Origin of the sequence: Cognatiyoonia sp. IB215446 (genome assembly GCF_033963825.1) — a bacterium.
Lineage (GTDB): Bacteria > Pseudomonadota > Alphaproteobacteria > Rhodobacterales > Rhodobacteraceae > Yoonia.
In genome coordinates this window covers 1,268,177-1,289,415 of sequence record NZ_JAXBMD010000001.1, presented here as the reverse complement: position 1 = coordinate 1,289,415, position 21,239 = coordinate 1,268,177, and the positions used below count along the sequence as shown (strand labels likewise).

Here is a 21,239-nt window from a genome sequence, read left to right as displayed (position 1 = left end):
TTGGGGCTTAGCTTTTGCCAAAGCCGCCTCTATATCTTCGGGTATGAAATTGTTGACATCACTTCGCTGGGCCGCCACGGCCAGCCTCCTGGCTGCCGCGCCCCTCTTTGCCCAGGCCACAACCGTGCTGGAACGCTGGGAAGAAGACCGCACCCAAGTCTTCACCTCTGACGAGGTCACAATGGCTGAGTTGCAATGGCTCGCGCGGCCTCTGGTGGTTTTTGCCGATACGCCGAATGACCCTCGGTTCCAGCAGCAGATGGACCGGCTGGCCACGGGTCTGGAGGATCTGGCGGAGCGTGACGTGATCATCATCACCGATACGGACCCGGCAGCGGAAAGCGAATGGCGCATGGAGTTGCGCCCGCGCGGATACATGATGGCGCTCGTGGGCAAAGATGGGCGCGTGGCGCTACGCAAGCCCGCCCCTTGGAGCGTGCGCGAGCTGTCCCGCTCCATCGACAAGATGCCACTCCGCCAGCAGGAAATCGCTGATCGGCGGGCACTGGGCCAGTAAACCGACAACCTTACCAAAGTTGCCACCATCTTTTTCGCTTAGCTTTTTCTACAACTTGTCGAAACGCGCGATCATCCTCCCAAACGTCATAACGAAAACCTGTGAGATCACCGAACGCGTCCGGTAGTATGTCAAACTCGTTTCCGCTGCCATGCTTTGGATGAGCTTTGACAAAGGATTTCAGCGTATCAGGCATTTCATCATCTACATGGATAGGTTTGTCCTTATCGGCGATGTAGTGCGCGGACCATTGTTCTGCGCCATCACGATATTCGGACAGTCCGCAAACCATAGCCGTTTCGCTGACGTCCAGTTTTAAGAAGGGTACGACCAGAGATACGTCGATCAGCTTTTTCCGCGCGAAGTCCGTTGCTTGGCTCATATTCTGCCAAAGTATAAAGCGGTCCCCGGCTATCCCGCCGCTCAATGGCATCTCGTTCGCATCATCTTCAACATCTTTAATAGATAAGCCCATAAGCAAGAGGAAAGCGACCAGATCGCTCCGCGCCGCGGCAAACAGCGAGATGTTAAAACCCACCTATTCAAACTCCATGATCACGTCATCCACGGCGAGGCTGTCGCCCGCGCCCGCATTGATCTTCTTGACCACGCCTTTCTTTTCGGCGCGCAGAATGTTTTCCATCTTCATCGCCTCGATGGTGCACAGCGCCTGACCTTCCTGCACCTCATCGCCGGGTGTGACATCGACCTTCACGATCAGACCGGGCATCGGGCAGAGCAGGAATTTCGACGTATCGGGTGGTAGCTTCTCGGGCATGAGGGCCGCGAGTTCAGCCTGACGCGGGCTGCGCACATGCACCTTCAGATCGGCCCCGCGATAGCGGACGCGAAACCCGCCCGAGATCTTGCCGACTTTCAGCACCAGAGGCGCGCCGTCCACCATCAGCGTGGCGAGCGGATCGCCGGGGGTCCAGTCACTCTCGACCCGCAAGGTCCGGTCTCCCACGGTCACATCCGCCCCGGCTTTGTCGGCGCTGATCGTCACATCATGCGATTGCCCTTGCAAGCGCACGTTCCAATCATCGCCGACCGTGCGTTCGTGATTGTCCATCGTGCCGGAAATCCGGGCACGCCGCACCTCGCCCAGACGATGCATCGCGGCGGTCGCAGCCACGATGCGAATGCAGGTCTCGTCCGGCAAGGTCACGCCTTCGAACCCATCCGGGTACTCTTCCTCAATGAAGGCGGTGGTCATGTTGCCGGACGTGAATTTCGGGTGGTCATATACGGCGGCAAGGAAAGGCAGGTTGTGCCCGATCCCCTCTAGTTCAAACCCGTCCAGCGCCAGCCGCATCTCTTCAATCGCCGCAGCGCGGTCTGGCGCCCAGGTGCAAAGCTTGGCGATCATCGGGTCGTAATACATGCTGATCTCGCCGCCTTCATAGACGCCCGTATCGTTGCGGACCGCGCGTGTTTCGTGTGCCTCTTCCGCCGGTGGACGGTAGCGGACCAGTCGCCCGATGGAGGGCAAGAAGTTGCGATAGGGGTCCTCGGCGTAGAGGCGGCTTTCCATCGCCCATCCGTTGATTTTCAGGTCGGATTGCTGAAACGGCAGCTTTTCCCCTGCGGCAACCCGGATCATCTGTTCGACAAGATCGACGCCGGTGATCAATTCGGTCACCGGGTGTTCCACCTGCAAGCGCGTGTTCATTTCCAGAAAATAGAAGTTCCGGTCGCCATCAACGATGAACTCTACCGTACCCGCGCTGGTATAACCCACCGCCTGCGCCAGCGCGACGGATTGCTCGCCCATCGCCTTGCGTGTCGCCTCATCAAGGAATGGCGACGGCGCCTCCTCAATCACCTTCTGGTTCCGGCGCTGGATGGAGCATTCGCGTTCATGCAGGTAGACCGCGTTGCCGTGACCGTCGCAGAGAACTTGAATCTCAATATGGCGAGGCTGGGTGACGAACTTCTCAATGAAGATTCGGTCATCACCAAAGGAACTCGCTGCCTCGTTCTTGGAGCTTTGGAACCCCTCACGCGCCTCGTCGTCATTCCAAGCGATGCGCATGCCCTTACCACCGCCGCCCGCGCTGGCCTTGATCATGACCGGATACCCGATCTCGTTTGAGATTTTCACGGCCTCTTTGGCATCCTCAATCAAGCCCATATAGCCCGGCACGGTCGAGACCTCAGCATCCTGCGCGATCTTTTTTGAGGTGATCTTGTCCCCCATCGCCTCAATCGCACCTTTGGGCGGTCCGATAAACGAGACGCCTGCCGCGTCCAAAGCTTCGGCGAATTTCGGGTTTTCGGAGAGGAAGCCATAGCCCGGATGCACCGCCTCTGCACCGGTCTGTTTGATCGCATCCATCACTTTGTCGATGACGATGTAGGATTGGTTGGCAGGGGGCGGGCCGATATGCACAGCCTCATCAGCCATCTGGACATGGAGCGCGTTGCGGTCAGCGTCCGAATAGATCGCCACCGTCTGGATGCCCATCTTGCGTGCCGTCTTGATCACACGGCAGGCGATCTCGCCCCGGTTGGCGATGAGTATTTTCTTGAACATTAGTCTCCGTCCCCAAAACACAGAACCGCCGCCGGGGCGTCACCCCGACGACGGTTCCAAAGTTGCACGCGCGTCGTGTTTGCGCGTCCGTTATTCAGCTTAGCGGCAAATGCCCGCGTCGTCGCAAAGTACGCCTGCGGCAGCCCCTGCCAAGATCGTGCCTGTGCGGTCAGTGCCCAGAACTTCAGAAGCGACAAGGCCTGCGCCTGCGCCTGCCACGCCACGCTCCACGTCGTTGTCCAAACAACCGGCAAGTCCGAATACAGCAACTGCTGCGATGATGATTGATTTCTTTTGCATAGTTCTCTGCCTAACTCTTGTTTCCGTGTGGCCCCGGAATTGGCGCCTACTGGAAGAAACTCAATAGCTGAAGCAGCATGATATCCAATATCAACAGCTATATCTTTTGTTGATCGGCAAGAAAACGCAACCGACCTGCCTTGGGACAAGGCAGGCCGATCTAGGGAAGGGTAACGTTGTAGACAATCGGCAATCACGCGCTTGCTGGAACGCGTAGCTGCACCTTTGATGTTGCGGCATAAATCGACCGCTGCATAGCAGCATAATCTGCTCCCCCAGAAATAGGCGGATTCCCGCTTAGATTGTATTGCATGTTCGTCACTATCGTGATGTTTCATCAGCGTCACATCCCTTCGATCTCGGGAAAGCTGACGCGAGCGACGTTCACGTCGATTTGGAGCAGGGCATCATAGCTTTTGGGGTCAAACGGGTCTTCGGCGGGAATCACCTCGCGCCCAAACAGCCAACTGAGGCGGCCGGCATCCAGATTGCCACGTTCAAAGGGTTGATCACCGAATTGGTCCCAAAGCGCTTGCATAAACGCAGCATCTGCTCGCTTGTCCGGCGGGCGCCGATCCGCATAGCGCACGCGTTCGGTCAGGGCCGTTGCAACACCGTCCTTGTTGGCGCGTCGGATTGTGAACTGAAAGTCTGTGCCGGGAAGGCGACCGGGGAAGCCGCGATGCTTTTGCATGTTAAGCGCGCCCCCTCGTCAGGGCCGCACTGCGGGCGGGCGTTACAGCCCACCCGCAACCAAGATGACTAGTTAATTGCGCGGTAGAGATCCACCGCCTGAATGCGGGCCGTGTCCGAAGTGACCTGTAGCGGCGCACGGTCCTGACTGCCGGATATTGCCACCAGCGCCAAAAGCGCTGCGAATGCAAAGGCGAGAATTCCTTGTACCATTTTTGTTGCCTGCCTCTGTTGCTGCAAGGCGCGGTCTGGTTCTTGCCAGTCCGACCCCACGAGGGCGCGATCCGATCATCGCATGAGGAAAGCTTAGCCAAAAATCGTTTAGATTCATATATCTCCGAGGCGAAGTGCGATTGGTGTGACGCAGGGGCACCATGGGCAAAAGGCCGCCGAAGGCTGTAACCCACATTTTGTGTTTTTGGATCGACCACACCGACATCTTGAGCGTGCGTCAGCTGCGAGCGAAGCAACACATTTCTGCGTGATAGTGCAGTTTTCTGCCAAAAACGGGCGCCGCACTGCAATTTATGTAAAAAGCCAGTGATCACAGCGGAATGTTGTCGTGTTTTTTCCACGGGATTTGCGAACGCTTGGTCCGCAAGGAGGCAAAGGCACGGCAGACCCGCTTGCGGGTCGAATGGGGCATGATCACCTCATCAATGAAGCCTTTTTCGGCAGCGACGAAGGGATTTGCGAACCGTTCTTCATAATCCTGGGTGTGCTGCGCTGTCTTCTCCGCGTCGTTCAGGTCCGCACGGTGAATGATCTCGGTCGCCCCCTTGGCGCCCATCACCGCAATCTCGGCTGTGGGCCAGGCATAGTTGAAATCGGCCTGCAAATGCTTGGACGACATTACCACATAGGCGCCGCCATAGGCTTTGCGCGTGATCACCGTGACCTTCGGCACGGTCGCCTCACCATAGGCGTAAAGCAGCTTTGCACCATGCTTGATCACGCCGCCATATTCCTGGGATGTACCGGGAAGAAAGCCGGGTACGTCAATGAAAGTCAGGATCGGGATCTCAAACGCATCGCAGAACCGCACAAACCGCGCCGCTTTGCGCGCACTGTCGATATCGATGCAGCCCGCCAGCACCATCGGCTGGTTTGCGACTACGCCAACGGTCGACCCTCCCAGCCGGACAAAGCCGGTCAGGATGTTCTTGGCGAACTCTTCCTGGATTTCGTAAAAGTCGCCCTCATCCGCGACTTTCAGGATCAGCTCTTTCATGTCATAGGGCGTGTTCGGATTGTCAGGGATCAACGTATCCAGACTGTCCTCAACCCGGTCCACATCGTCAAAGAAAGGCCGGACGGGCGGCTTTTCGCGATTGTTGAGCGGCAGGAAATCGACGAGGCGACGAACTTCGGCCAGCGCCTCCACATCGTTTTCAAAGGCGCCATCGGCGACGGAGGATTTCTTGGTGTGGGTCGAGGCACCGCCTAACTCTTCGGCCGATACCATTTCATTTGTGACCGTCTTGACCACGTCGGGACCGGTCACGAACATGTAAGAGCTGTCTTTGACCATGAAGATAAAGTCGGTCATCGCGGGCGAATAGACGGCACCCCCTGCGCAAGGTCCCATGATCACGCTGATCTGGGGCACCACGCCCGACGCCATGATATTGCGCTGGAACACGTCGCCATAGGCCGCAAGGCTCGCCACACCCTCCTGAATGCGGGCGCCACCGCTGTCATTGAGCCCGATGATGGGTGCACCATTCTGCACCGCCATATCCATGATCTTGCAGATTTTCTGGCCATGGGTTTCTGATACCGACCCGCCCATGACGGTGAAATCCTGACTGAAGACATAGACGAGGCGGCCGTTGATCGTGCCCCATCCGGTGACAACGCCGTCGCCTGCGGGACGCTCCTTGTCCATGCCGAAATCGGTGCAGCGGTGGGCGACGAACATGTCAAACTCTTCGAATGAGCCCGCATCCAGCAAAAGCTCAATCCGCTCGCGCGCGGTCAGCTTGCCCTTGGCGTGCTGCGCCTTGATCCGGCGCTCTCCGCCACCCAGGCGGGCCAGTTCGCGCCGGTTTTCAAGTTCCTGCAAAACATCCATGTGATCACACCCCGATTATTTGCGTTGAACATAACGGCTCTGCCCGCATGGCTGAAGGGCAATAGAGCATATTTGCAAAACTTACAGTTCGCTAAACGGAATGATTGCAAATCTGCAAAACACGCATGACATGCATCACGGTCATGGACATGCCCCCGCACCCCGCTTACTCCTAATGCATGAGTTCTTATCCGACGATCCGTTTTTTGGATCGTACCACGCCGCCACATATTATCACGCTGGTCCTGATCACGGGCATGTCGGCGCTCAACATGTCGATCTTTCTGCCGTCGCTGACAGCGATGACCACCTATTTCAACACCGAATACGCAATCATGCAGATCGCGTTGTCAGGTTATCTTGCCGCGACCGCGATCCTGCAGATCTTTATCGGACCAATCTCGGACCGTTATGGGCGGCGCATTCTTGTGCTGGGATCACTGACGCTATTTGTGCTCGCGACATTGGGTACGCTGATCGCGGAAACGGTCGAGGTGTTCCTGTTCTTTCGCATCATGCAGGCCGCAGTCGCCACATCCATGGCGCTCAGCCGCGCGATTGTGCGCGACATCGTTCCGCAGGAAGAGGCGGCATCGATGATTGGCTATGTCACAATGGGCATGGCGCTGGTGCCGATGTTCGGGCCGATGATCGGCGGGTCGCTCGATCAGCTTCTTGGCTGGCAGGCGACATTCGTCTTTCTGGCGATCGCAGGCACTGGCACGCTTATCCTGTGTTACTTTGATTTAGGAGAAACCGTCGCCAAAGGTGGCATCGGCTTTCGCGAGCAGGTCCGCACCTACCCCGAATTGCTGCGGTCCCCGCGGTTCTGGGGCTATGTGATGTGTTCGGCCTTCAGCTCAGGAGCTTTCTTTGCACTTCTCGGGGGGACCTCGTTTGTGGGCAGCACGCTCTTTGGCCTGACACCCTTCTGGTCGGGTGTCGCACTGGGCGCACCTGCCATTGGATACGCCTTGGGCAACTTCTTTTCGGGCCGCTTCTCGGTCCGGATGGGCATCAACCGCATGGCCCTGATCGGAACAAGCGTGACCGTCATCGGCATGGCCGCCTCGCTCATCCTTACATTGGCTGGCGTCAACCATCCGCTGAACTTCTTTGGCTTCTGTACGCTTCTGGGCGTCGGCAACGGCATCGTCCTGCCCAATGTCATGGCAGGCTCCATCTCGGTCAGGCCGCATCTGGCGGGCACGGCGAGCGGGTTGGGCGGGGCCATCATGATCGGGGGCGGTGCCGCGCTTTCGCAATTTGCAGGCACGATCCTGACCGAAGAGACGGGCACGGTCCCGCTGCAAATACTCATGCTCACCGTGGCCGTGCTGGCCATGATTGCGATTCTGCTGGTGATGCTGCGCGAACGACGGCTGGCTTGACGCGCGCTTTGCAGTCGCTAAACCGGCATAGCAAATCTGCAAAGAGATCACGATGCCCGTCCAGAAACTTTATGCCGGGGCCAAGTTGCGCGAGTTGCGCGGACGCCTTTCGCTCACACAAAAGGACTTTGCTGGAAAGCTTGGCGTGTCCCTGCCCTATCTCAACCAGATGGAAAACAACAATCGCCCGGTCTCGACCGCGGTTGTTCTGGGCCTGGCGCAGGAATTCGGTTTTGACGTCACCGAACTCCAGTCGGGGGACGAGGCGCGTCTGGTCGGCGATATGCGCGAGGCCTTGGCGGACCCTGTCTTTGCGGGGGACGCCCCTGCCCTCGCGGATTTGCGCTTGACTGCAGCCAATGCCCCCGCGCTCGCGCGCGCCTTTCTCGACCTGCACGCGGCCTATCGGCAAACGCATGAACGTCTCGCCTCGCTGGATGAGGCATTGGGCCGTGAAGACGCGCGCCTGCAACCCAGCCCATGGGAAGAGGTGCGCGATTTCTTCCACTACTGCGACAATTACATCGATGCGGTGGATCGCAGCGCCGAACGCTTTTCCGCCAGCCGCCAGCCCGGCGAGACAATGGCCGAAGCCGCCATGCGCGCGCTCGATGCGGCGGGAATCAAGGTGGTGTTTTCCAACATCGACACGATCCGGCGCTTTGATCCGGAGACACGCACACTTGCCATGTCGCAACGCAGCAACAAGGCCACGCAGACCTTTCAGTTGCTGCTACAACTGGCGCTGGAGACGAAAGGCAAGCTGCTGGACGCCACACTGGATCTCGCCCGTTTTCAGTCGGATGCCGCACGTGATGTGGCGAAGGTGGGGCTCGCCAACTACTTTGCCGGTGCGGCCCTGATGCCCTACGCCGCTTTTCTGAACGCCGCGCAAAATACGCGGCACGATCTGGAGGTGCTCGCCACGCAATTCGGCGCATCGCTTGAGCAGGTGGCTCACCGGCTATCGACATTGCAGCGACCGGGCGCGAAGGGCATACCGTTCTTTTTTGTGCGGGTGGATCAGGCAGGTACGATCACCAAACGACACTCCGCCACCACATTGCAGTTCGCACGCTACGGTGGCGCTTGCCCTTTGTGGAACGTCCATCAGGCCTTTGAAGTGCCCAGCCAGTTCCTTCGCCAGTTGGCGGAAACACCTGACGGCGTGCGCTATTTCTGCCTCGCACGCGATGTCAGCAAATCGGGCGGCGCCTACGACACACCCACCCGGCGCTATGCGATCGGACTGGGTTGCGAGGTCAAACACGCCCATGCGCTTGTCTATGCAGACCACATGGATATCAGCGCCGCGCAAGCCTATGCGCCCATCGGGATTTCCTGTCGCATCTGCGAAAGACGCAATTGCCACCAACGCTCCGTCCCACCGCTCGAACGGCACCTTCGCGTTGACCCCAACCAGCGCGGGACGTTGCCCTATCAGCTGGACTAAGGCGACATCGGAAACAAGGCGCGGAAAACCATTGCCATTCAGGGATTTGCCACCGAATATCCGGCAAGATCAGGGGAGGATGAGTTATGGAATTGGCAGGCACCAAGGTGATCGCGGCCGATATTGAAACGGTCTGGGCGCATCTGAACGACCCCGACACCCTGCATACCTGCATACCTGCATACCTGCATTCCCGGATGCCAGGAACTGACAGGCTCACCAGAAGAAGGCTTTGCCGCTGTCGTCACACAAAAGGTCGGTCCGGTGTCGGCCACATTTAAAGGTGCGGTGACGCTTGAAAACGTTGTGCCGCAACAAAGCTACACGATCACCGGCGAAGGCAAGGGCGGTGTGGCCGGTTTTGCCAAGGGCAGTGCGGATGTCAGTCTTGAAACGGTGGAGGGCGGAACCGAACTCACCTATCACGTCGATGCGAAGGTGGGCGGCAAGCTCGCCCAGCTTGGCAACCGGATCATTGGTGGCTTTGCCCGCAAGACGGCCGATCAGTTCTTTGAACGCTTTCAGACCACGTTTGAGGGCAAAGACACGACCTGATCAGGCGTCCCGCAGGATTGCCGCGATCTTGTCTTTCAGCATCATGCGCTCTTTGCGCATTTCCGACATATGCATATCATCGGTCGGCTCTACATCCGTCTCGGCCCGGTGAATGGCGCGGTTGATTGTATGATAGTCATCGTACATCCGCGCGAAATGGGCATCCTCGCCTTTCAGCCGCTGCATGGCTTCCGTTTTCTCGGGGAACTCTTCCAATAACTCGTGGGGCGTATGCGACATCTGCGCTGTCCTTTGCTGTCGTTTCTTCGCTGTTTGACAGGTCGCGATGGGTTGAGCTTGAGTCAATCGCCTTCAGCACCTTCATTACCTAGCTAAGGGCACACGTATTCTCGCGCTTCAGACTGTACATCTGCAATTCTCAAGCCTGCACGGATACTGCCGCAATGGCTCTATGCTAGTCGGCCAGAAGCCGTTCGAAAGAGGCGTCGATTACGGCCAATTCCATATCAGAGACGCAGTCCACAAATGATTATCAAGCACACTCACACCAATACACCTTCACCAAACATCATATCTTTAGCACGGCACATCCATTGCCCTGTTGATCTGTATCAACCGGAAATCACTGGTTGCCACATGCATCGTGAGCCTCAAATTGTGGCGAAAAGTCACCCCAGGCATAGGTGTCGGCACCTCTCAGCTACATGGTGTTTTGGGGTACCGTCGCATCACAAATGGACCGGCAAGAAATTGGGCGAGGGCTACAGAAGAACTACGTTTGTCGCAGTTTTAGGCGCTCCTGCGCGGCAATCAAGGCACCCCTTGGGTAAGCCCGTCATAACTTTGATCCTTTAGCGCTGCGCGTCTTGCCAGTTGGGATTGATCCATGGAGTATCATTTGCTGGCGGTAGCGGGTGGCGTTGCAGGATATGATCCGCCACCTTCTCACCCACCATGATCGACGGCGCATTTGTGTTGCCGTTGGTGACTCGCGGAAAGATCGAGCTGTCGGCGACCCGCAAGCCATCAACACCGATCACTTTCGCCTGAGGATCGACAACGGCCATCGGGTCATCTGCCACGCCCATCTTGCAGGTACCGCACGGGTGATAGGCGCTTTCGGCGTGTTCGCGGATGAAGTCATCCAGCGCATCATCGCTCTGCGCCGCCGCGCCGGGCTGGATCTCGTGCCCGCGAAATTCGTCAAAGGCGGGCTGCGCAAAAATCTCGCGCGTCAGCCGGATGCATTGCCGGAAATCGACCCAATCCTGCGGATCGGACATATAGTTGAACTGGATGCATGGGTTATCACTCGGATCGCTAGAGCGGAGCGTGACCTGCCCGCGTGAGGCCGACCGCATCGGGCCCACATGGGCCTGAAACCCATGCCCCTCGGGTGCGACCTTACCATCGTAGCTGACCGCAATGGGCAGAAAGTGGAACTGGATATCGGGGTAGTCCACGCCCGCGCGCGACCGGATGAACCCCGCGCTCTCGAACTGGTTGGAACTGCCCAACCCGGTTTTCCACAACAGCCACTCTGCCCCGATCCGGGCCTTGCCGCGCAGGTTCCAGTAGGAAAAGAGCGACACCGGCTTGGTCGCCGCCATCTGGATGTAAAGCTCCAGATGATCCTGCAGGTTCTGCCCGACCCCGGCCCGGTCTGCCACGACCTCGATGCCATGTTCCGCCAGATGAGCACCGGGCCCGATCCCGGATAGCATCAGCAATTTCGGCGAGTTGAGCGAGGAGGCCGCGACGATCACTTCGACATTCGCGCCGATCACCTCGACCTTGCTGCCCCGGCTGACCTCGACCCCGGTCGCCCGTCCGTTCTCCATCACGATCCGGCGGGCAAAGGCGCGGGTCAGCGTGCAGTTGGGGCGTTTCAGTGCGGGGCGCAGATAAGCATTGGCCGCCGACCAGCGGCGCCCTTTGTAGATGGTCGCATCAAAGGGGCCGAAACCCTCCTGCTGTTCGCCGTTGTAGTCGCCGGTCACGGGATAACCTGCCTGCCGTCCCGCCTCGACAAAGGCGCGGGTCAGAGGGTTCTTTCGCGGGCCGCGCGTGACATGCAACGGCCCGTCCTTTCCGCGCCAGTCGGGGTCGCCACCATGGCCGCCATCATGCCAATGCTCCATCCGTTTGAAGTAAGGCAAGACATCCGCATAAGACCAACCTGCCGCCCCGCTCTCCGCCCAGTGGTCATAGTCGCGCGCGTGTCCGCGCACATAGATCATCCCGTTGATCGAGGATGAACCGCCGATCACCTTGCCGCGTGGGGTCACCAACTGCCGCCCGCCCAGATGCGGCTCGGGCTCTGATTTCATGCCCCAGTCATACATCCGCATGTTCATCGGATAGGACAGCGCGGCGGGCATCTGAATGAAGGGGCCACGGTCGCTGCCGCCATGTTCAATGATCAACACCTGCTTGCCCGCCTCGGCCAGGCGGTAGGCGATGGCGCAGCCGGCAGAGCCCGCCCCGATGATTACGTAATCAGCACGCATTCAGAACGGCGCCTCTACATCACCCATCGCAACGTAGACGCCTTTGAGCTGGCTGTAGTGCTCAATGGCTGCCTTGGAATTCTCGCGCCCGACGCCGGAGAGTTTCGATCCGCCAAAGGGTGCTTCGACCGGGGCCAGATTGTAGGTGTTGATGTAACAGGTCCCTGCTTCGAACCCCGCGACCATGCGATGGGCGCGGGTCAGATCGGCGGTAAATACGCCAGCGGCAAGGCCGAATTCGGTCGCGTTGGCCCGCGCTAACACCTCTTCTTCAGTCTCGAAATCGAGCACTGACATCACTGGACCGAAAATCTCATCCCGCGCGATGGTCATGTCGTCGGCCACATCGGCAAACACGGTCGGTTCCAGAAAATACCCGTCGCGGTTAACGCGTTTGCCGCCGGTGACCAGTGTGGCGCCTTCCGCGACGCCTTTGGCGATGAAGCCCTCAACGATGTCGCGCTGGCGTTCCGAGACCATGGGACCAAAATTGACCTCCGGGTCTTGTGGGTCGCCCATTTTGACCTGTGCCAGCCGTTCGGTCAGGCGGGCGAGAAAGGCATCCCTGATGCCACTCTGCACAAAGACGCGCGTGCCGTTGGAACAGACCTGACCGGAGGAATAGAAATTCCCGAGGATCGCGCCAGACACCGCGTTTTCCAGATCGGCGTCGTCAAAAATGACGAGTGGCGACTTGCCACCCAGTTCCATGGTCACATGCCGAATGCCTTCGGCAGCGGCGGCGTAGACCTTGCGACCCGTCGGGACGGAACCGGTGAGAGACACCTTATCGACGCAGGGATCGCTGATCAGCGATGCACCCACAGCACCGTAGCCCTGAATGACGTTGTAGACCCCGGCGGGGGCGCCCGCCTCATGCAGGATTTCGGCCACTTTCAACGCGCAGAGCGGTGTTGTCTCGGACGGTTTGAACACCATCGCATTGCCGCAGGCCAGAGCGGGCGCGCCTTTCCAGCAGGCGATCTGTGTGGGGTAGTTCCACGCGCCGATACCGACGCAGACACCCAGCGGCTCTCGCCGCGTGTAGACAAAATCATCGCCCAACTGGATATGTTCGCCGGTCAGAGAGCCTGCCAGACCACCGAAATACTCCAGCGCATCGGCGCCGGAGGTTGCATCGGCCACGCTCGTCTCCTGATAGGGTTTGCCGGTGTCATAGGTTTCCAGCACCGACAGGTGGTGGTTCCGCTCCCGCATGATCTCGGCCGCGCGGCGCAAAACCCGCCCCCGCTCCGTTCCGGTCCAGCCTGCCCATTCCTTTTGCGCGCGCGTGGCAGCGGCGAGGGCTTTTTCGATGATCGCCGGGGTGGCGGCGTGCAGCGTCGCGATCACCGCCCCAGTCGCGGGATAGATCACGTCAATAATGTCGCCGTCTTTGTCTTCGACATAAGCGCCATCGATAAAGTGGCTAGCTTTGGGCTGTGTGTTCATCGGGCAGGAACCTCCGGCGGAAGTATTTGTCAGAAATAAGAAAGGGTTATTCGCCACGCGGGAAGCGCTGCGCTTCTTCCAGAACGTTCAGGTCCATGTGATTGCGCATGTAGCGTTCGGACGCTTTCTGCAGCGGCTGATAGTCCCAGGGGTAGTAGTTGCCGTTGCGCAGCGCCTCATAAACCACCCAGCGGCAGGCTTGGGAGTGCCGGACATCGGCATCGAACTTCTCGAGATCCCAGCGCGCCTCGGATTTTGCACGCAACTGAGTCAACGTGCCTTGATGCGCGGGCACCTCCGCCAGGTTGGTCAGCTCGTGCGGGTCGGCCTCAAGATCGAAGAGCTGATCGGGGTCGAGCGCGCAGCGATTGTATTTCCACTTGCCGTAGCGGAGAGAGACGAGCGGTGCATATGACCCCTCGGCAGCATATTCCATCGTGACCGGCGTGTCGCGCTCCCCGCCTTGGCCCAGATGGACAAGGCTTTCGCCATCAGTCCAGGGCATGACCTCGCCCATGTCCACACCGGCCAATTCACAGAGCGTCGGTGTGACGTCGATGGTGCTGACCGGCGCGGTGTTTAGGCCAGCCGCCATGTCAGGAGCCGCGATCATCAGGGGCACCCGCGCGGAGCCCTCAAAGAAAGACATCTTGAACCATAGCCCACGCTCCCCCAGCATGTCGCCATGGTCAGAGACAAAGAGGATCACCGCCTCTTGCCGCGTATCCTCAAGCGTTTGCAAGACTTCTCCGATCTTGTCATCGAGGTACGAGATGTTAGCGAAATAGGCCCTACGGGCGCGCCGGATGTCTTCATCGGTGATGTTGAAATTGTCGCGGTCATTTGCATCGAGAATGCGTTTGGAATGGGCGTCCTGCTCTGCGTAAGGGATCGGGCCGACCTCTGGCATCAGATGCTCGCAATCTTCGTAGAGGTCCCAGTATTTCTTGCGCGCCACATAAGGATCGTGCGGATGGGTGAAGCTGACCGTCAGACACCATGGCCGGTCATCATGTCCGCGCGACAGGTCATAAAGCTTCCGCGTCGCGTGGTAGGCAACCTCGTCATCATATTCCATCTGGTTGGTGATCTCGGCAACACCGGCCCCGGTCACCGAGCCCATATTGTGATACCACCAGTCGATCCGCTCGCCCGGTTTGCGATAATCGGGGGTCCAGCCGAAATCGGCGGGGTAGATATCAGTGGTCAGCCGTTCTTCGAACCCGTGCAGCTGGTCGGGCCCCACGAAATGCATTTTACCCGACAAGCAGGTCTGATACCCCGCCCGGCGCAGATGGTGGGCATAAGTCGGTATGGAAGAGCCGAATTCGGCAGCGTTGTCATAGACGCCGGTGCGCGATGGCAGCTGCCCCGACATGAAAGAGGCCCGGCCCGGCGCACAAAGAGGCGAGGCGGTGTAGGTGTTCGCAAAGCGAGTGGACCGCGCCGCCAGCGCCTTGAGGTTCGGCGCATGCAGCCACTCTGCCGGACCATCGGGGAACAATGTGCCGTTGAGCTGATCGACCATGATGATCAGGATGTTGGGCTTGGTCATGCGGCCCCCTCTGTCAGAATCGTCAGCAGTTTCAGCGTTTTGACCTGCGCGTCGGCATCCGGGACTGCCAAGGCGGCGCGGATGTAAAAGCCATCGATCAGCGCGGCGAGCATATCGGCTGCCTCTTCCGGATTGGCCGAGATCGGACGCAGTGCATGGGTCAGGTTTCTGCGCAACCGCCGCTGGTAAAGGCGCAAGAGGCGCAGCGCATCCGGGCTGGTCTGTGCCTGGACGTAGAATGTCATCCACGCACTGACGGTCGCCGGATCAAAGCAGGATGGCGCGAAATTGGCCGCGATAATAGCGCGCGCGCGTGCTGCGGGATCGGGGGCGGCCTTTAGTGCGGCAACCACCTCTGCCCCGTAGTCCCGCAGAATCTGGCGCATCGCCGCCTCGAAAATCTGCTCCTTACCGCCGAAATAGTGATGGGCCAGCGCCGAGGACATGCCCGCACGCTTGGCAATCTTGCTCACCGTCACGTCGAGCGTGCCCGCCGCCCCAATCTCATCAATCGTGGCTTTCACTAGGGCGGCGCGGCGGATAGGTTCCATCCCAAGCTTTGGCATTTTCTCCTCATGGGTGGTTGCCACAGCAGATAAATCGTTCTTTATTGACTCGTCAATCAAGAAAAACTGGGAGAGTACATTCATGTTGAAAACAACGATATCCACGCTGGCGATCTGCGCGGCATTGCCTGCCTTGGCCGATTGCGACACGGTCACATTCTCTGACGTGGGCTGGACGGACATCACCGCGACAACCGCAGCCACTTCCACCGTTCTGGAAGCGCTTGGATATGAGACGGACATCAAAGTGCTGTCCGTCCCCGTCACCTATATCAGCCTGGCCGAAGGCGATGTGGACGTGTTCCTGGGCAACTGGATGCCCACGATGGAGGGCGACATCGCCGCCTATCGTGAGGCTGGTACGGTCGACACGGTCCGGGCCAACCTAGAGGGCGCCAAATACACACTCGCCGTCAATAGTGTGGCCGCCGAGATGGGCATCGCCGATTTCGCTGATCTCGCCGCGAATGCCGATGCGCTGGAGGGCAAGATTTACGGCATCGAACCCGGCAATGACGGCAACCGGCTGATCATGGACATGATCGCGGACAATGCGTTTGGCCTTGGGGATGCGGATTTCGAGGTCGTCGAAAGCTCCGAACAGGGCATGCTCGCGCAGGTCGACCGCGCCTCTGGCCGGGATGAGCCGATTGTGTTCCTCGGCTGGGAGCCACATCCGATGAACGCCAATTTCGAGATGTCCTATCTGACCGGCGGCGATGATTGGTTCGGCCCGAATCTGGGTGGTGCGACCGTATTCACCAACACAACAGCCGGGTTCGTTGACGCCTGCCCAAATGTCGGCAAGCTCCTTACCAATCTGGAATTCTCGCTCGCCATGGAGAATGAGATCATGGGCGCGATCCTGAATGACGGCAAGGATCCTGCCGATGCCGCTAGCGCGTGGCTTGCGGCCAACCCTGACGCATTTATGGGGTGGCTTGACGGTGTGACCACGAAGGATGGCGGCGACGCGGTTGCGGCCGTCAAGACATCATTGGGCATGTAACCCATTGCCCAACCGTCAAAACATGCGACGGGGCCCCTTATCCGGCCCCGTCCTGCGGCATCAACGCATTATCCTTTTCTGTGGCGCGCTGCTTGGCAGGACGCGCATCAAGGCGGGCCGCGTAATCGGCGAAGCCGGGCCGTGCCTCCATCGTGCCAAAGGCCAGCCCCCAGCCGATCTGGGATCCGACATGGACGTCGGCGGCAGAGAACTCCTCGCCCAGTACATAACTACGCCCATCGGCGAGCAACCCTTCCAGCGCATCCAGCACGCGGGTCAGGGCACCATATCCAACAGTCGCCTCCTTCTCAGTGGGCAGGTCGAAGCCCATCGCCGCATTGGTCACCGCGGCCTCAACCGGTCCCGCACCAAAGAACATCCAGCGATAGTAGGCACCGCGCCGATCAGCCGGCGGTGCCAGCCCAGCTTGCGGAAACGCATCGGCCAGATAGGCGCAGATCGCCGCACATTCGGTTACAACTTGATCATCATGCTTGATGGCAGGCACCTTGCCCATAGGGTTGATCGCGAGATATTCCGGCGCCTTCATCGTCGTAGCGTAGTCCAAAACAACGGTGTCATAATCGCAACCCACCTCCTCCAGCATCCAGCGGACGATCCGCCCGCGCGACATCGGATTGGTGTAGAACGTCAGATCGGCCATGGCCGCCTCTCCCCTCACAATTTCCAAGGCATTACAATGAAAGCATATCCATGGATTGGCTGACCGAGAACAAGATTCCCATCGGTGACTGGGCCGAGATCGGGTTTGATTGGATGAACGACAATCTGGCGTTCTTCTTTGATTGGCTGGCTGATGCGATGGAGGCGCTGATTGACGGTATTCTCTGGGTCCTTGAAACGCCGCATCCCTTGATTGTCATCGCGGGTTTTGCCGCACTCACCTGGGCGCTTCAGCGTAGCTGGAAGACCCCGCTTTTCGTCGTGATCGGCTTTCTGTTCATCCTCAATCAGGACTATTGGGAGGAGACGATGCAGTCGCTCACGCTTGTCCTGTCCGCCTGCGTAGTCTGCATGGGGATTGGTGTGCCCATCGGGATTGCTGCCGCCCATCGGCCCCGGCTTTATCGCGCGATGGTGCCGGTGCTGGACTTGATGCAGACGCTGCCGACCTTTGTCTATCTCATCCCCGCAATCGTATTCTTCGGCATCGGCATGGTCCCGGGCCTGATCGCCACGGTGATCTTTGTGCTGCCAGCGCCGATCCGGCTGACCCATTTGGGCATCTCATCCACGCCAAAGGCGTTGCTCGAAGCGGCTGAGGCCTTTGGGGCCACGAAAACGCAGGTTCTGTTCAAGGTCGAATTACCCTCCGCCTGGCCGCAGATCATGACGGGCCTCAATCAGACCATCATGCTGTCACTGTCGATGGTCGTGATCGCGGCCCTTGTTGGGGCAAGCGGGCTGGGCGTGCCGGTCATCCGCGCGCTGAATACCGTGAACACATCGCTGGGCTTTGAGTCCGGCTTCGTCATCGTTGTCGTCGCCATCATGCTCGACCGGATGCTGCGGGTGAAACAGAAATGATTAGGGGAAGCTGTCATTGTGGTGCCGTGCAATTCACGGTGCAGCTGAGCGACGGGATCAACACCGCGTCCCGCTGCGATTGTTCATTCTGTGCTAAACGCGGGGCGGTCGCGGTGACTGCGCCCAAGCACGGGATCACCTACACCGCCGGGCAGGAATATCTCACGCTCTATCAATTCAATACCGGTGTGGCGAAGCACTACTTTTGCAAGATCTGCGGTATCTACACCCACCACAACCGTCGCTCAAACCCCGATGAGATCGGGGTGAACCTAGCCTGTCTGGAGGGGCAAACGCCTTATCTGCCAGAAATTCCGGTGCATGACGGGCAAAACCACCCTTCCGATGTCGGTGAGGAACAGCTTGCGGGAACTTTGCGGTTCGCGGCACAGGAGAGATCGTCATGAACGCCGTTGAGTTTGACAATGTCTCCATCGTCTTCGGCAGCAGACCCCAGACTGCCTTGCCCCTCATGGATGAAGGACAGGAGCGGCCAGAGATCCGCGAACAGACCGGGCAGATCCTTGGCGTGCACGATTGTTCTTTGAACGTTAAAGTGGGCGAGATCTTGGTGCTGATGGGTCTGTCAGGATCAGGAAAATCCACGCTCTTGCGCGCAGTGAACGGGCTGAACCCCGTTATTCGAGGCGAGGTGCGCATCAACGATGGCGACTGGTCCTGCAATGTCGGCCAAAGCTCTGCACAAGACCTGCGGCGGGTCCGGCGCGAATGTGTGTCGATGGTTTTTCAGCAATTCGGGCTGTTGCCTTGGCGCAGCGTCCGCGACAATGTCGGCCTCGGGCTAGAACTGGCGGGCCTCGGCAAGGCCGAGCGTCTGAAACGTGTGGATCATGAGCTTGAGATGGTGGGGCTTGCCGACCGCGCCGACGCGCTTGTGGGCGAGTTGTCCGGCGGGATGCAACAGCGCGTGGGCCTCGCGCGGGCCTTTGCCACAGATGCGCCGATCCTTTTGATGGATGAACCCTTTTCGGCGCTCGACCCCCTGATCCGCACAAGACTGCAGGACGAACTGCTGGACCAGCAAAAGGAACGCAACAAGACGATCATCTTCGTGAGCCACGATCTGGACGAGGCGTTCAAGATCGGCAATCGCATCGCCATCATGGAGGGCGGGCGGATCGTGCAATGCGGCACGCCGCGCGAGATTTTCACGGATCCCGCCAATGATTATGTCGCAGACTTCGTGGCGCATATGAACCCGCTGGGTGTCCTGACAGCACGGGATGTCATGATCGAAGGCGCAGGAACCGGCCCCAGCATCGATGTTGAGACGCCATTGCATGAGATAATGCAAAAGATCGATGCCCAAGCGTTGCAGGTCACCGAAAACGGCCAGCACATCGGGCAAATCACGCAAGGCTCGCTTCTCGCACGGCTGACACCGCTCGACGCAGATTAGGTCCTTGTGATGTTGCGCAAGAAGTCGTCAATCGCGCCGCGCAAGCCCTGCGGGTTGTCAGTGTGCAACATATGCCCACCATCGAGTTCGAGCAGCATGGCGCCGGGGATCGTCTCGGCCATCAGCTTTGCGCCGTGATGCGTGGCCTTGTTTTTGCGTCCGACTATCGCCAGCGTCGGCGCGGCAATCTGCGATAGATGCGGTCGCCCATCGTAGTTCGCGGCGGCGTCCAATGCTGCCCCAATATGCTGCCGGTCAAGCCGCGCGAATTGTCTTTGAAGTTCAGCGCGTGTTGCAGGACACTCTCCCACACCAGAGAGGCTGGCAAACCAGGACGCGGGAAGTCTCTTGAACAGCGCCACTGCAATGCCCGCAGCGATCCTGCTCGAAAGGCGGTCGCGGACCGTCGGCACGGCCTCAATCATGATCAGCGCGGTCGCATCCTTACCGAGTTGTGCTCCAAGTTCCAATGCCACCATGCCGCCTAGAGAGTGACCGATCAGCACTGGGTCGGGCGGCAGATTTTCTTTTAGCGCCTGAGCATAGGCCTCCACCCTTGGAGGCTCCACCATTGGCGCACCTCCATGCCCGGGCAAGTCAGGCCGTTGCGCATTCGGAAGATCTTTGGTGAGCGTATCCCATGTATCACCGGCCAAACTCGCCCCGTGAAACCAGACGCTGTTGCAGCGGGCCAAATGAGAAACCGGCTTAATCGAATGACCCATCCCAGCAACCCGTTCTAGACTTTTGTCTCCGAAGCCGTTGGTGTCAAGGCACGTCGCGCCACGGCTTCGCGCCACGTGATAAAGCTGACCGACGCCATGATCACCGCGCCACCAAAGATCACCCAGCCGTCCACGGCCTCACCAAAGACCAGTGCACCCAAGAGCACGGCCCAAACGAGTTGCAAAAACGTGACCGGCTGCGTCACCGTCAGGGGTGCCGCGGCAAAGGCGAGCGTCATCGAATAATGGCCCGCTGTGGCAAAACAGGCGACGAGGAAGAGCCATCCAAGGTCTTGCCAGCTCGGTGTCACCCACACGGCCAGCGCAAAGGGCGCCAAACCGATTGTCACCGTGATCGACAACATCCCCACCACGACGGCGGCAGACACCTCCCCCGACAGCTGCTTGGCAATAAGATACCCGGCCGCAAAACAGATCGCGGTACCCAGCATCGCGATGTGTCCGGGCTCGATTGCCTTCACGCCGGGCCGCAGGATGATCATCGCGCCGATGAGCGCCAGGATCACCGCTGCCAATCGCCGGGGCGGCAGACGCTCCCCCATGAACAGGGCCGCACCCAGCGAGACATAGACAGGTGAGAGATAATTCATCGCCGTCACCTCGGCGATGGGAATGCGGGCCATGGCGTAAAACCACAGAATCACCGCAATCGTATGGACCAGGCCGCGCCAGCCGAAAAGCTTGATCTGTCGCCTGGTCAGTCGCGCCGCAAGGATCGGTTTGATCATCGGGAGCAGGAATACGAGGCCCAGCACGTAACGCAGAAATGCGGCCTGTGCGGCGGGCACATCGTCGCCCACATGTTTCACAATTGCCGTGACGGCAACAAAGTTGAACCCCGTCATGATCATCCAGAAAATGCCGACAATAGGCCGCGATGTGTTGGGTGGTTCCATGCCCCATCCGTCGCACCTTGCCCCGCCAAAGGCCAGCCCTGAAATTGCCACTGGTGC

21 protein-coding genes and 1 pseudogene are annotated in these 21,239 nt (G+C 59.2%); 8 read left to right on the top strand and 14 right to left on the bottom strand.

All coding sequences use genetic code 11. The features are described 5' to 3' along the window. The first annotated feature begins 43 nt into the window (after positions 1-43). On the top strand, positions 44-517 hold the full coding sequence (locus tag SLH49_RS06430; protein WP_320268306.1) for a DUF4174 domain-containing protein: 474 nt from the start codon (positions 44-46) through the stop codon (positions 515-517). Positions 518-527: 10 nt separating this feature from the next. Here SLH49_RS06430 and SLH49_RS06425 read toward each other — a convergent pair whose 3' ends face one another. The 6 genes from SLH49_RS06425 to SLH49_RS06400 form a co-directional block, all read right to left on the bottom strand. Continuing rightward, the gene (locus SLH49_RS06425) at positions 528-1,055 is read right to left on the bottom strand and encodes a hypothetical protein (protein WP_320268305.1); all 528 of its coding nucleotides are present in this window, start codon (positions 1,053-1,055) and stop codon (positions 528-530) included. Next, entirely contained in the window at positions 1,056-3,053 is a 1,998-nt protein-coding gene (locus SLH49_RS06420; protein ID WP_320268304.1) for an acetyl/propionyl/methylcrotonyl-CoA carboxylase subunit alpha, read from the bottom strand. It abuts the gene before it with no gap. A gap of 99 nt (positions 3,054-3,152) precedes the next feature. Next, a complete protein-coding gene (locus SLH49_RS06415; protein ID WP_320268303.1) occupies positions 3,153-3,353 on the bottom strand; it encodes a hypothetical protein in 201 nt (66 codons plus the stop codon). A 343-nt stretch (positions 3,354-3,696) separates the two neighbouring features. Then, a complete protein-coding gene (locus SLH49_RS06410; RefSeq protein ID WP_320268302.1) occupies positions 3,697-4,047 on the bottom strand; it encodes a hypothetical protein in 351 nt (116 codons plus the stop codon). A 68-nt stretch (positions 4,048-4,115) separates the two neighbouring features. Beyond that, entirely contained in the window at positions 4,116-4,259 is a 144-nt protein-coding gene (locus tag SLH49_RS06405) for a hypothetical protein (RefSeq protein WP_320240455.1), read from the bottom strand. A 331-nt stretch (positions 4,260-4,590) separates the two neighbouring features. Beyond that, positions 4,591-6,120 carry an acyl-CoA carboxylase subunit beta gene (locus tag SLH49_RS06400; RefSeq protein WP_320268301.1) on the bottom strand — a complete coding sequence of 510 codons (1,530 nt, stop codon included), beginning with the start codon at positions 6,118-6,120 and terminating at the stop codon, positions 4,591-4,593. 179 nt (positions 6,121-6,299) lie between these two features. On the opposite strand from SLH49_RS06400, the gene SLH49_RS06395 reads away from it, so the two are divergent. The 3 genes and pseudogenes from SLH49_RS06395 (at position 6,300) to SLH49_RS06385 (ending at position 9,519) form a co-directional block, all read left to right on the top strand. After that, entirely contained in the window at positions 6,300-7,511 is a 1,212-nt protein-coding gene (locus tag SLH49_RS06395; protein WP_320268300.1) for a multidrug effflux MFS transporter, read from the top strand. Positions 7,512-7,563: 52 nt separating this feature from the next. Then, positions 7,564-8,964 (top strand): helix-turn-helix domain-containing protein, encoded by a 1,401-nt coding sequence (locus SLH49_RS06390; protein WP_320268299.1) that lies wholly within the window; start codon positions 7,564-7,566, stop codon positions 8,962-8,964. 86 nt (positions 8,965-9,050) lie between these two features. Further along, positions 9,051-9,519: pseudogene (locus tag SLH49_RS06385) on the top strand (CoxG family protein). On the opposite strand, the gene SLH49_RS06380 reads toward SLH49_RS06385, so the two are convergent. The 5 genes from SLH49_RS06380 to betI form a co-directional block, all read right to left on the bottom strand. After that, on the bottom strand, positions 9,520-9,759 hold the full coding sequence (locus tag SLH49_RS06380) for a YdcH family protein (RefSeq protein ID WP_320268298.1): 240 nt from the start codon (positions 9,757-9,759) through the stop codon (positions 9,520-9,522). 572 nt (positions 9,760-10,331) lie between these two features. Then, entirely contained in the window at positions 10,332-11,990 is a 1,659-nt protein-coding gene (gene betA / locus SLH49_RS06375) for a choline dehydrogenase (RefSeq protein ID WP_320268297.1), read from the bottom strand. Beyond that, complete coding sequence (gene betB, locus SLH49_RS06370; RefSeq protein ID WP_320268296.1) at positions 11,991-13,442, bottom strand: betaine-aldehyde dehydrogenase; 1,452 nt, start codon at positions 13,440-13,442, stop codon at positions 11,991-11,993. It abuts the gene before it with no gap. Positions 13,443-13,488: 46 nt separating this feature from the next. Continuing rightward, positions 13,489-14,997 carry a choline-sulfatase gene (betC, locus tag SLH49_RS06365; protein ID WP_320268295.1) on the bottom strand — a complete coding sequence of 503 codons (1,509 nt, stop codon included), beginning with the start codon at positions 14,995-14,997 and terminating at the stop codon, positions 13,489-13,491. Further along, a complete protein-coding gene (gene betI, locus SLH49_RS06360) occupies positions 14,994-15,563 on the bottom strand; it encodes a choline-responsive transcriptional repressor BetI (RefSeq protein WP_320268294.1) in 570 nt (189 codons plus the stop codon). The genes betC and betI overlap by 4 nt, the downstream gene beginning before the upstream one ends. A gap of 82 nt (positions 15,564-15,645) precedes the next feature. Between betI and choX the strand changes: the two genes are divergently transcribed. Continuing rightward, on the top strand, positions 15,646-16,572 hold the full coding sequence (gene choX / locus SLH49_RS06355) for a choline ABC transporter substrate-binding protein (protein WP_320268293.1): 927 nt from the start codon (positions 15,646-15,648) through the stop codon (positions 16,570-16,572). A 37-nt stretch (positions 16,573-16,609) separates the two neighbouring features. Here the strand turns inward: choX and SLH49_RS06350 are convergent, their stop codons facing one another. Next, a complete protein-coding gene (locus tag SLH49_RS06350) occupies positions 16,610-17,236 on the bottom strand; it encodes a glutathione S-transferase family protein (protein WP_320268292.1) in 627 nt (208 codons plus the stop codon). Between the two features lie 50 nt (positions 17,237-17,286). Here SLH49_RS06350 and choW point away from each other — a divergent pair, with 50 nt between their 5' ends. Genes choW through choV form a run of 3 tightly spaced genes read left to right on the top strand, consistent with a single transcriptional unit; the run spans position 17,287 to position 19,540 of the window. Beyond that, positions 17,287-18,120, top strand: coding sequence for a choline ABC transporter permease subunit (choW, locus tag SLH49_RS06345; protein ID WP_320268291.1), 834 nt, complete (start codon positions 17,287-17,289; stop codon positions 18,118-18,120). Further along, entirely contained in the window at positions 18,120-18,527 is a 408-nt protein-coding gene (locus tag SLH49_RS06340) for a GFA family protein (protein ID WP_320268530.1), read from the top strand. The genes choW and SLH49_RS06340 overlap by 1 nt, the downstream gene beginning before the upstream one ends. Further along, the gene (gene choV / locus SLH49_RS06335) at positions 18,524-19,540 is read left to right on the top strand and encodes a choline ABC transporter ATP-binding protein (protein WP_320268290.1); all 1,017 of its coding nucleotides are present in this window, start codon (positions 18,524-18,526) and stop codon (positions 19,538-19,540) included. The genes SLH49_RS06340 and choV overlap by 4 nt, the downstream gene beginning before the upstream one ends. Here choV and SLH49_RS06330 read toward each other — a convergent pair. After that, positions 19,537-20,265, bottom strand: a complete 729-nt coding sequence (locus tag SLH49_RS06330; RefSeq protein WP_320268289.1) for an alpha/beta hydrolase — start codon at positions 20,263-20,265, stop codon at positions 19,537-19,539. The two genes, choV and SLH49_RS06330, sit on opposite strands and share 4 nt — an antisense overlap. 14 nt (positions 20,266-20,279) lie before the next feature. Next, positions 20,280-21,182, bottom strand: a complete 903-nt coding sequence (locus SLH49_RS06325; RefSeq protein ID WP_320268288.1) for a DMT family transporter — start codon at positions 21,180-21,182, stop codon at positions 20,280-20,282. Positions 21,183-21,239: the final 57 nt, after the last annotated feature.

What these genes read in the sequence shown, in the direction of transcription:
- SLH49_RS06430 (WP_320268306.1), top strand. Translation starts at nt 44, where the DNA reads ATGAAATTGTTGACATCACTTCGCTGGGCCGCCACGGCCAGCCTCCTG.
- SLH49_RS06420 (WP_320268304.1), bottom strand. Translation starts at nt 3,053, where the DNA reads ATGTTCAAGAAAATACTCATCGCCAACCGGGGCGAGATCGCCTGCCGT.
- SLH49_RS06415 (WP_320268303.1), bottom strand. Translation starts at nt 3,353, where the DNA reads ATGCAAAAGAAATCAATCATCATCGCAGCAGTTGCTGTATTCGGACTT.
- SLH49_RS06410 (WP_320268302.1), bottom strand. Translation starts at nt 4,047, where the DNA reads ATGCAAAAGCATCGCGGCTTCCCCGGTCGCCTTCCCGGCACAGACTTT.
- SLH49_RS06405 (WP_320240455.1), bottom strand. Translation starts at nt 4,259, where the DNA reads ATGGTACAAGGAATTCTCGCCTTTGCATTCGCAGCGCTTTTGGCGCTG.
- SLH49_RS06400 (WP_320268301.1), bottom strand. Translation starts at nt 6,120, where the DNA reads ATGGATGTTTTGCAGGAACTTGAAAACCGGCGCGAACTGGCCCGCCTG.
- SLH49_RS06395 (WP_320268300.1), top strand. Translation starts at nt 6,300, where the DNA reads ATGAGTTCTTATCCGACGATCCGTTTTTTGGATCGTACCACGCCGCCA.
- SLH49_RS06390 (WP_320268299.1), top strand. Translation starts at nt 7,564, where the DNA reads ATGCCCGTCCAGAAACTTTATGCCGGGGCCAAGTTGCGCGAGTTGCGC.
- SLH49_RS06380 (WP_320268298.1), bottom strand. Translation starts at nt 9,759, where the DNA reads ATGTCGCATACGCCCCACGAGTTATTGGAAGAGTTCCCCGAGAAAACG.
- betA (WP_320268297.1), bottom strand. Translation starts at nt 11,990, where the DNA reads ATGCGTGCTGATTACGTAATCATCGGGGCGGGCTCTGCCGGCTGCGCC.
- betB (WP_320268296.1), bottom strand. Translation starts at nt 13,442, where the DNA reads ATGAACACACAGCCCAAAGCTAGCCACTTTATCGATGGCGCTTATGTC.
- betC (WP_320268295.1), bottom strand. Translation starts at nt 14,997, where the DNA reads ATGACCAAGCCCAACATCCTGATCATCATGGTCGATCAGCTCAACGGC.
- betI (WP_320268294.1), bottom strand. Translation starts at nt 15,563, where the DNA reads ATGCCAAAGCTTGGGATGGAACCTATCCGCCGCGCCGCCCTAGTGAAA.
- choX (WP_320268293.1), top strand. Translation starts at nt 15,646, where the DNA reads ATGTTGAAAACAACGATATCCACGCTGGCGATCTGCGCGGCATTGCCT.
- SLH49_RS06350 (WP_320268292.1), bottom strand. Translation starts at nt 17,236, where the DNA reads ATGGCCGATCTGACGTTCTACACCAATCCGATGTCGCGCGGGCGGATC.
- choW (WP_320268291.1), top strand. Translation starts at nt 17,287, where the DNA reads ATGGATTGGCTGACCGAGAACAAGATTCCCATCGGTGACTGGGCCGAG.
- choV (WP_320268290.1), top strand. Translation starts at nt 18,524, where the DNA reads ATGAACGCCGTTGAGTTTGACAATGTCTCCATCGTCTTCGGCAGCAGA.
- SLH49_RS06330 (WP_320268289.1), bottom strand. Translation starts at nt 20,265, where the DNA reads ATGGGTCATTCGATTAAGCCGGTTTCTCATTTGGCCCGCTGCAACAGC.
- SLH49_RS06325 (WP_320268288.1), bottom strand. Translation starts at nt 21,182, where the DNA reads ATGGAACCACCCAACACATCGCGGCCTATTGTCGGCATTTTCTGGATG.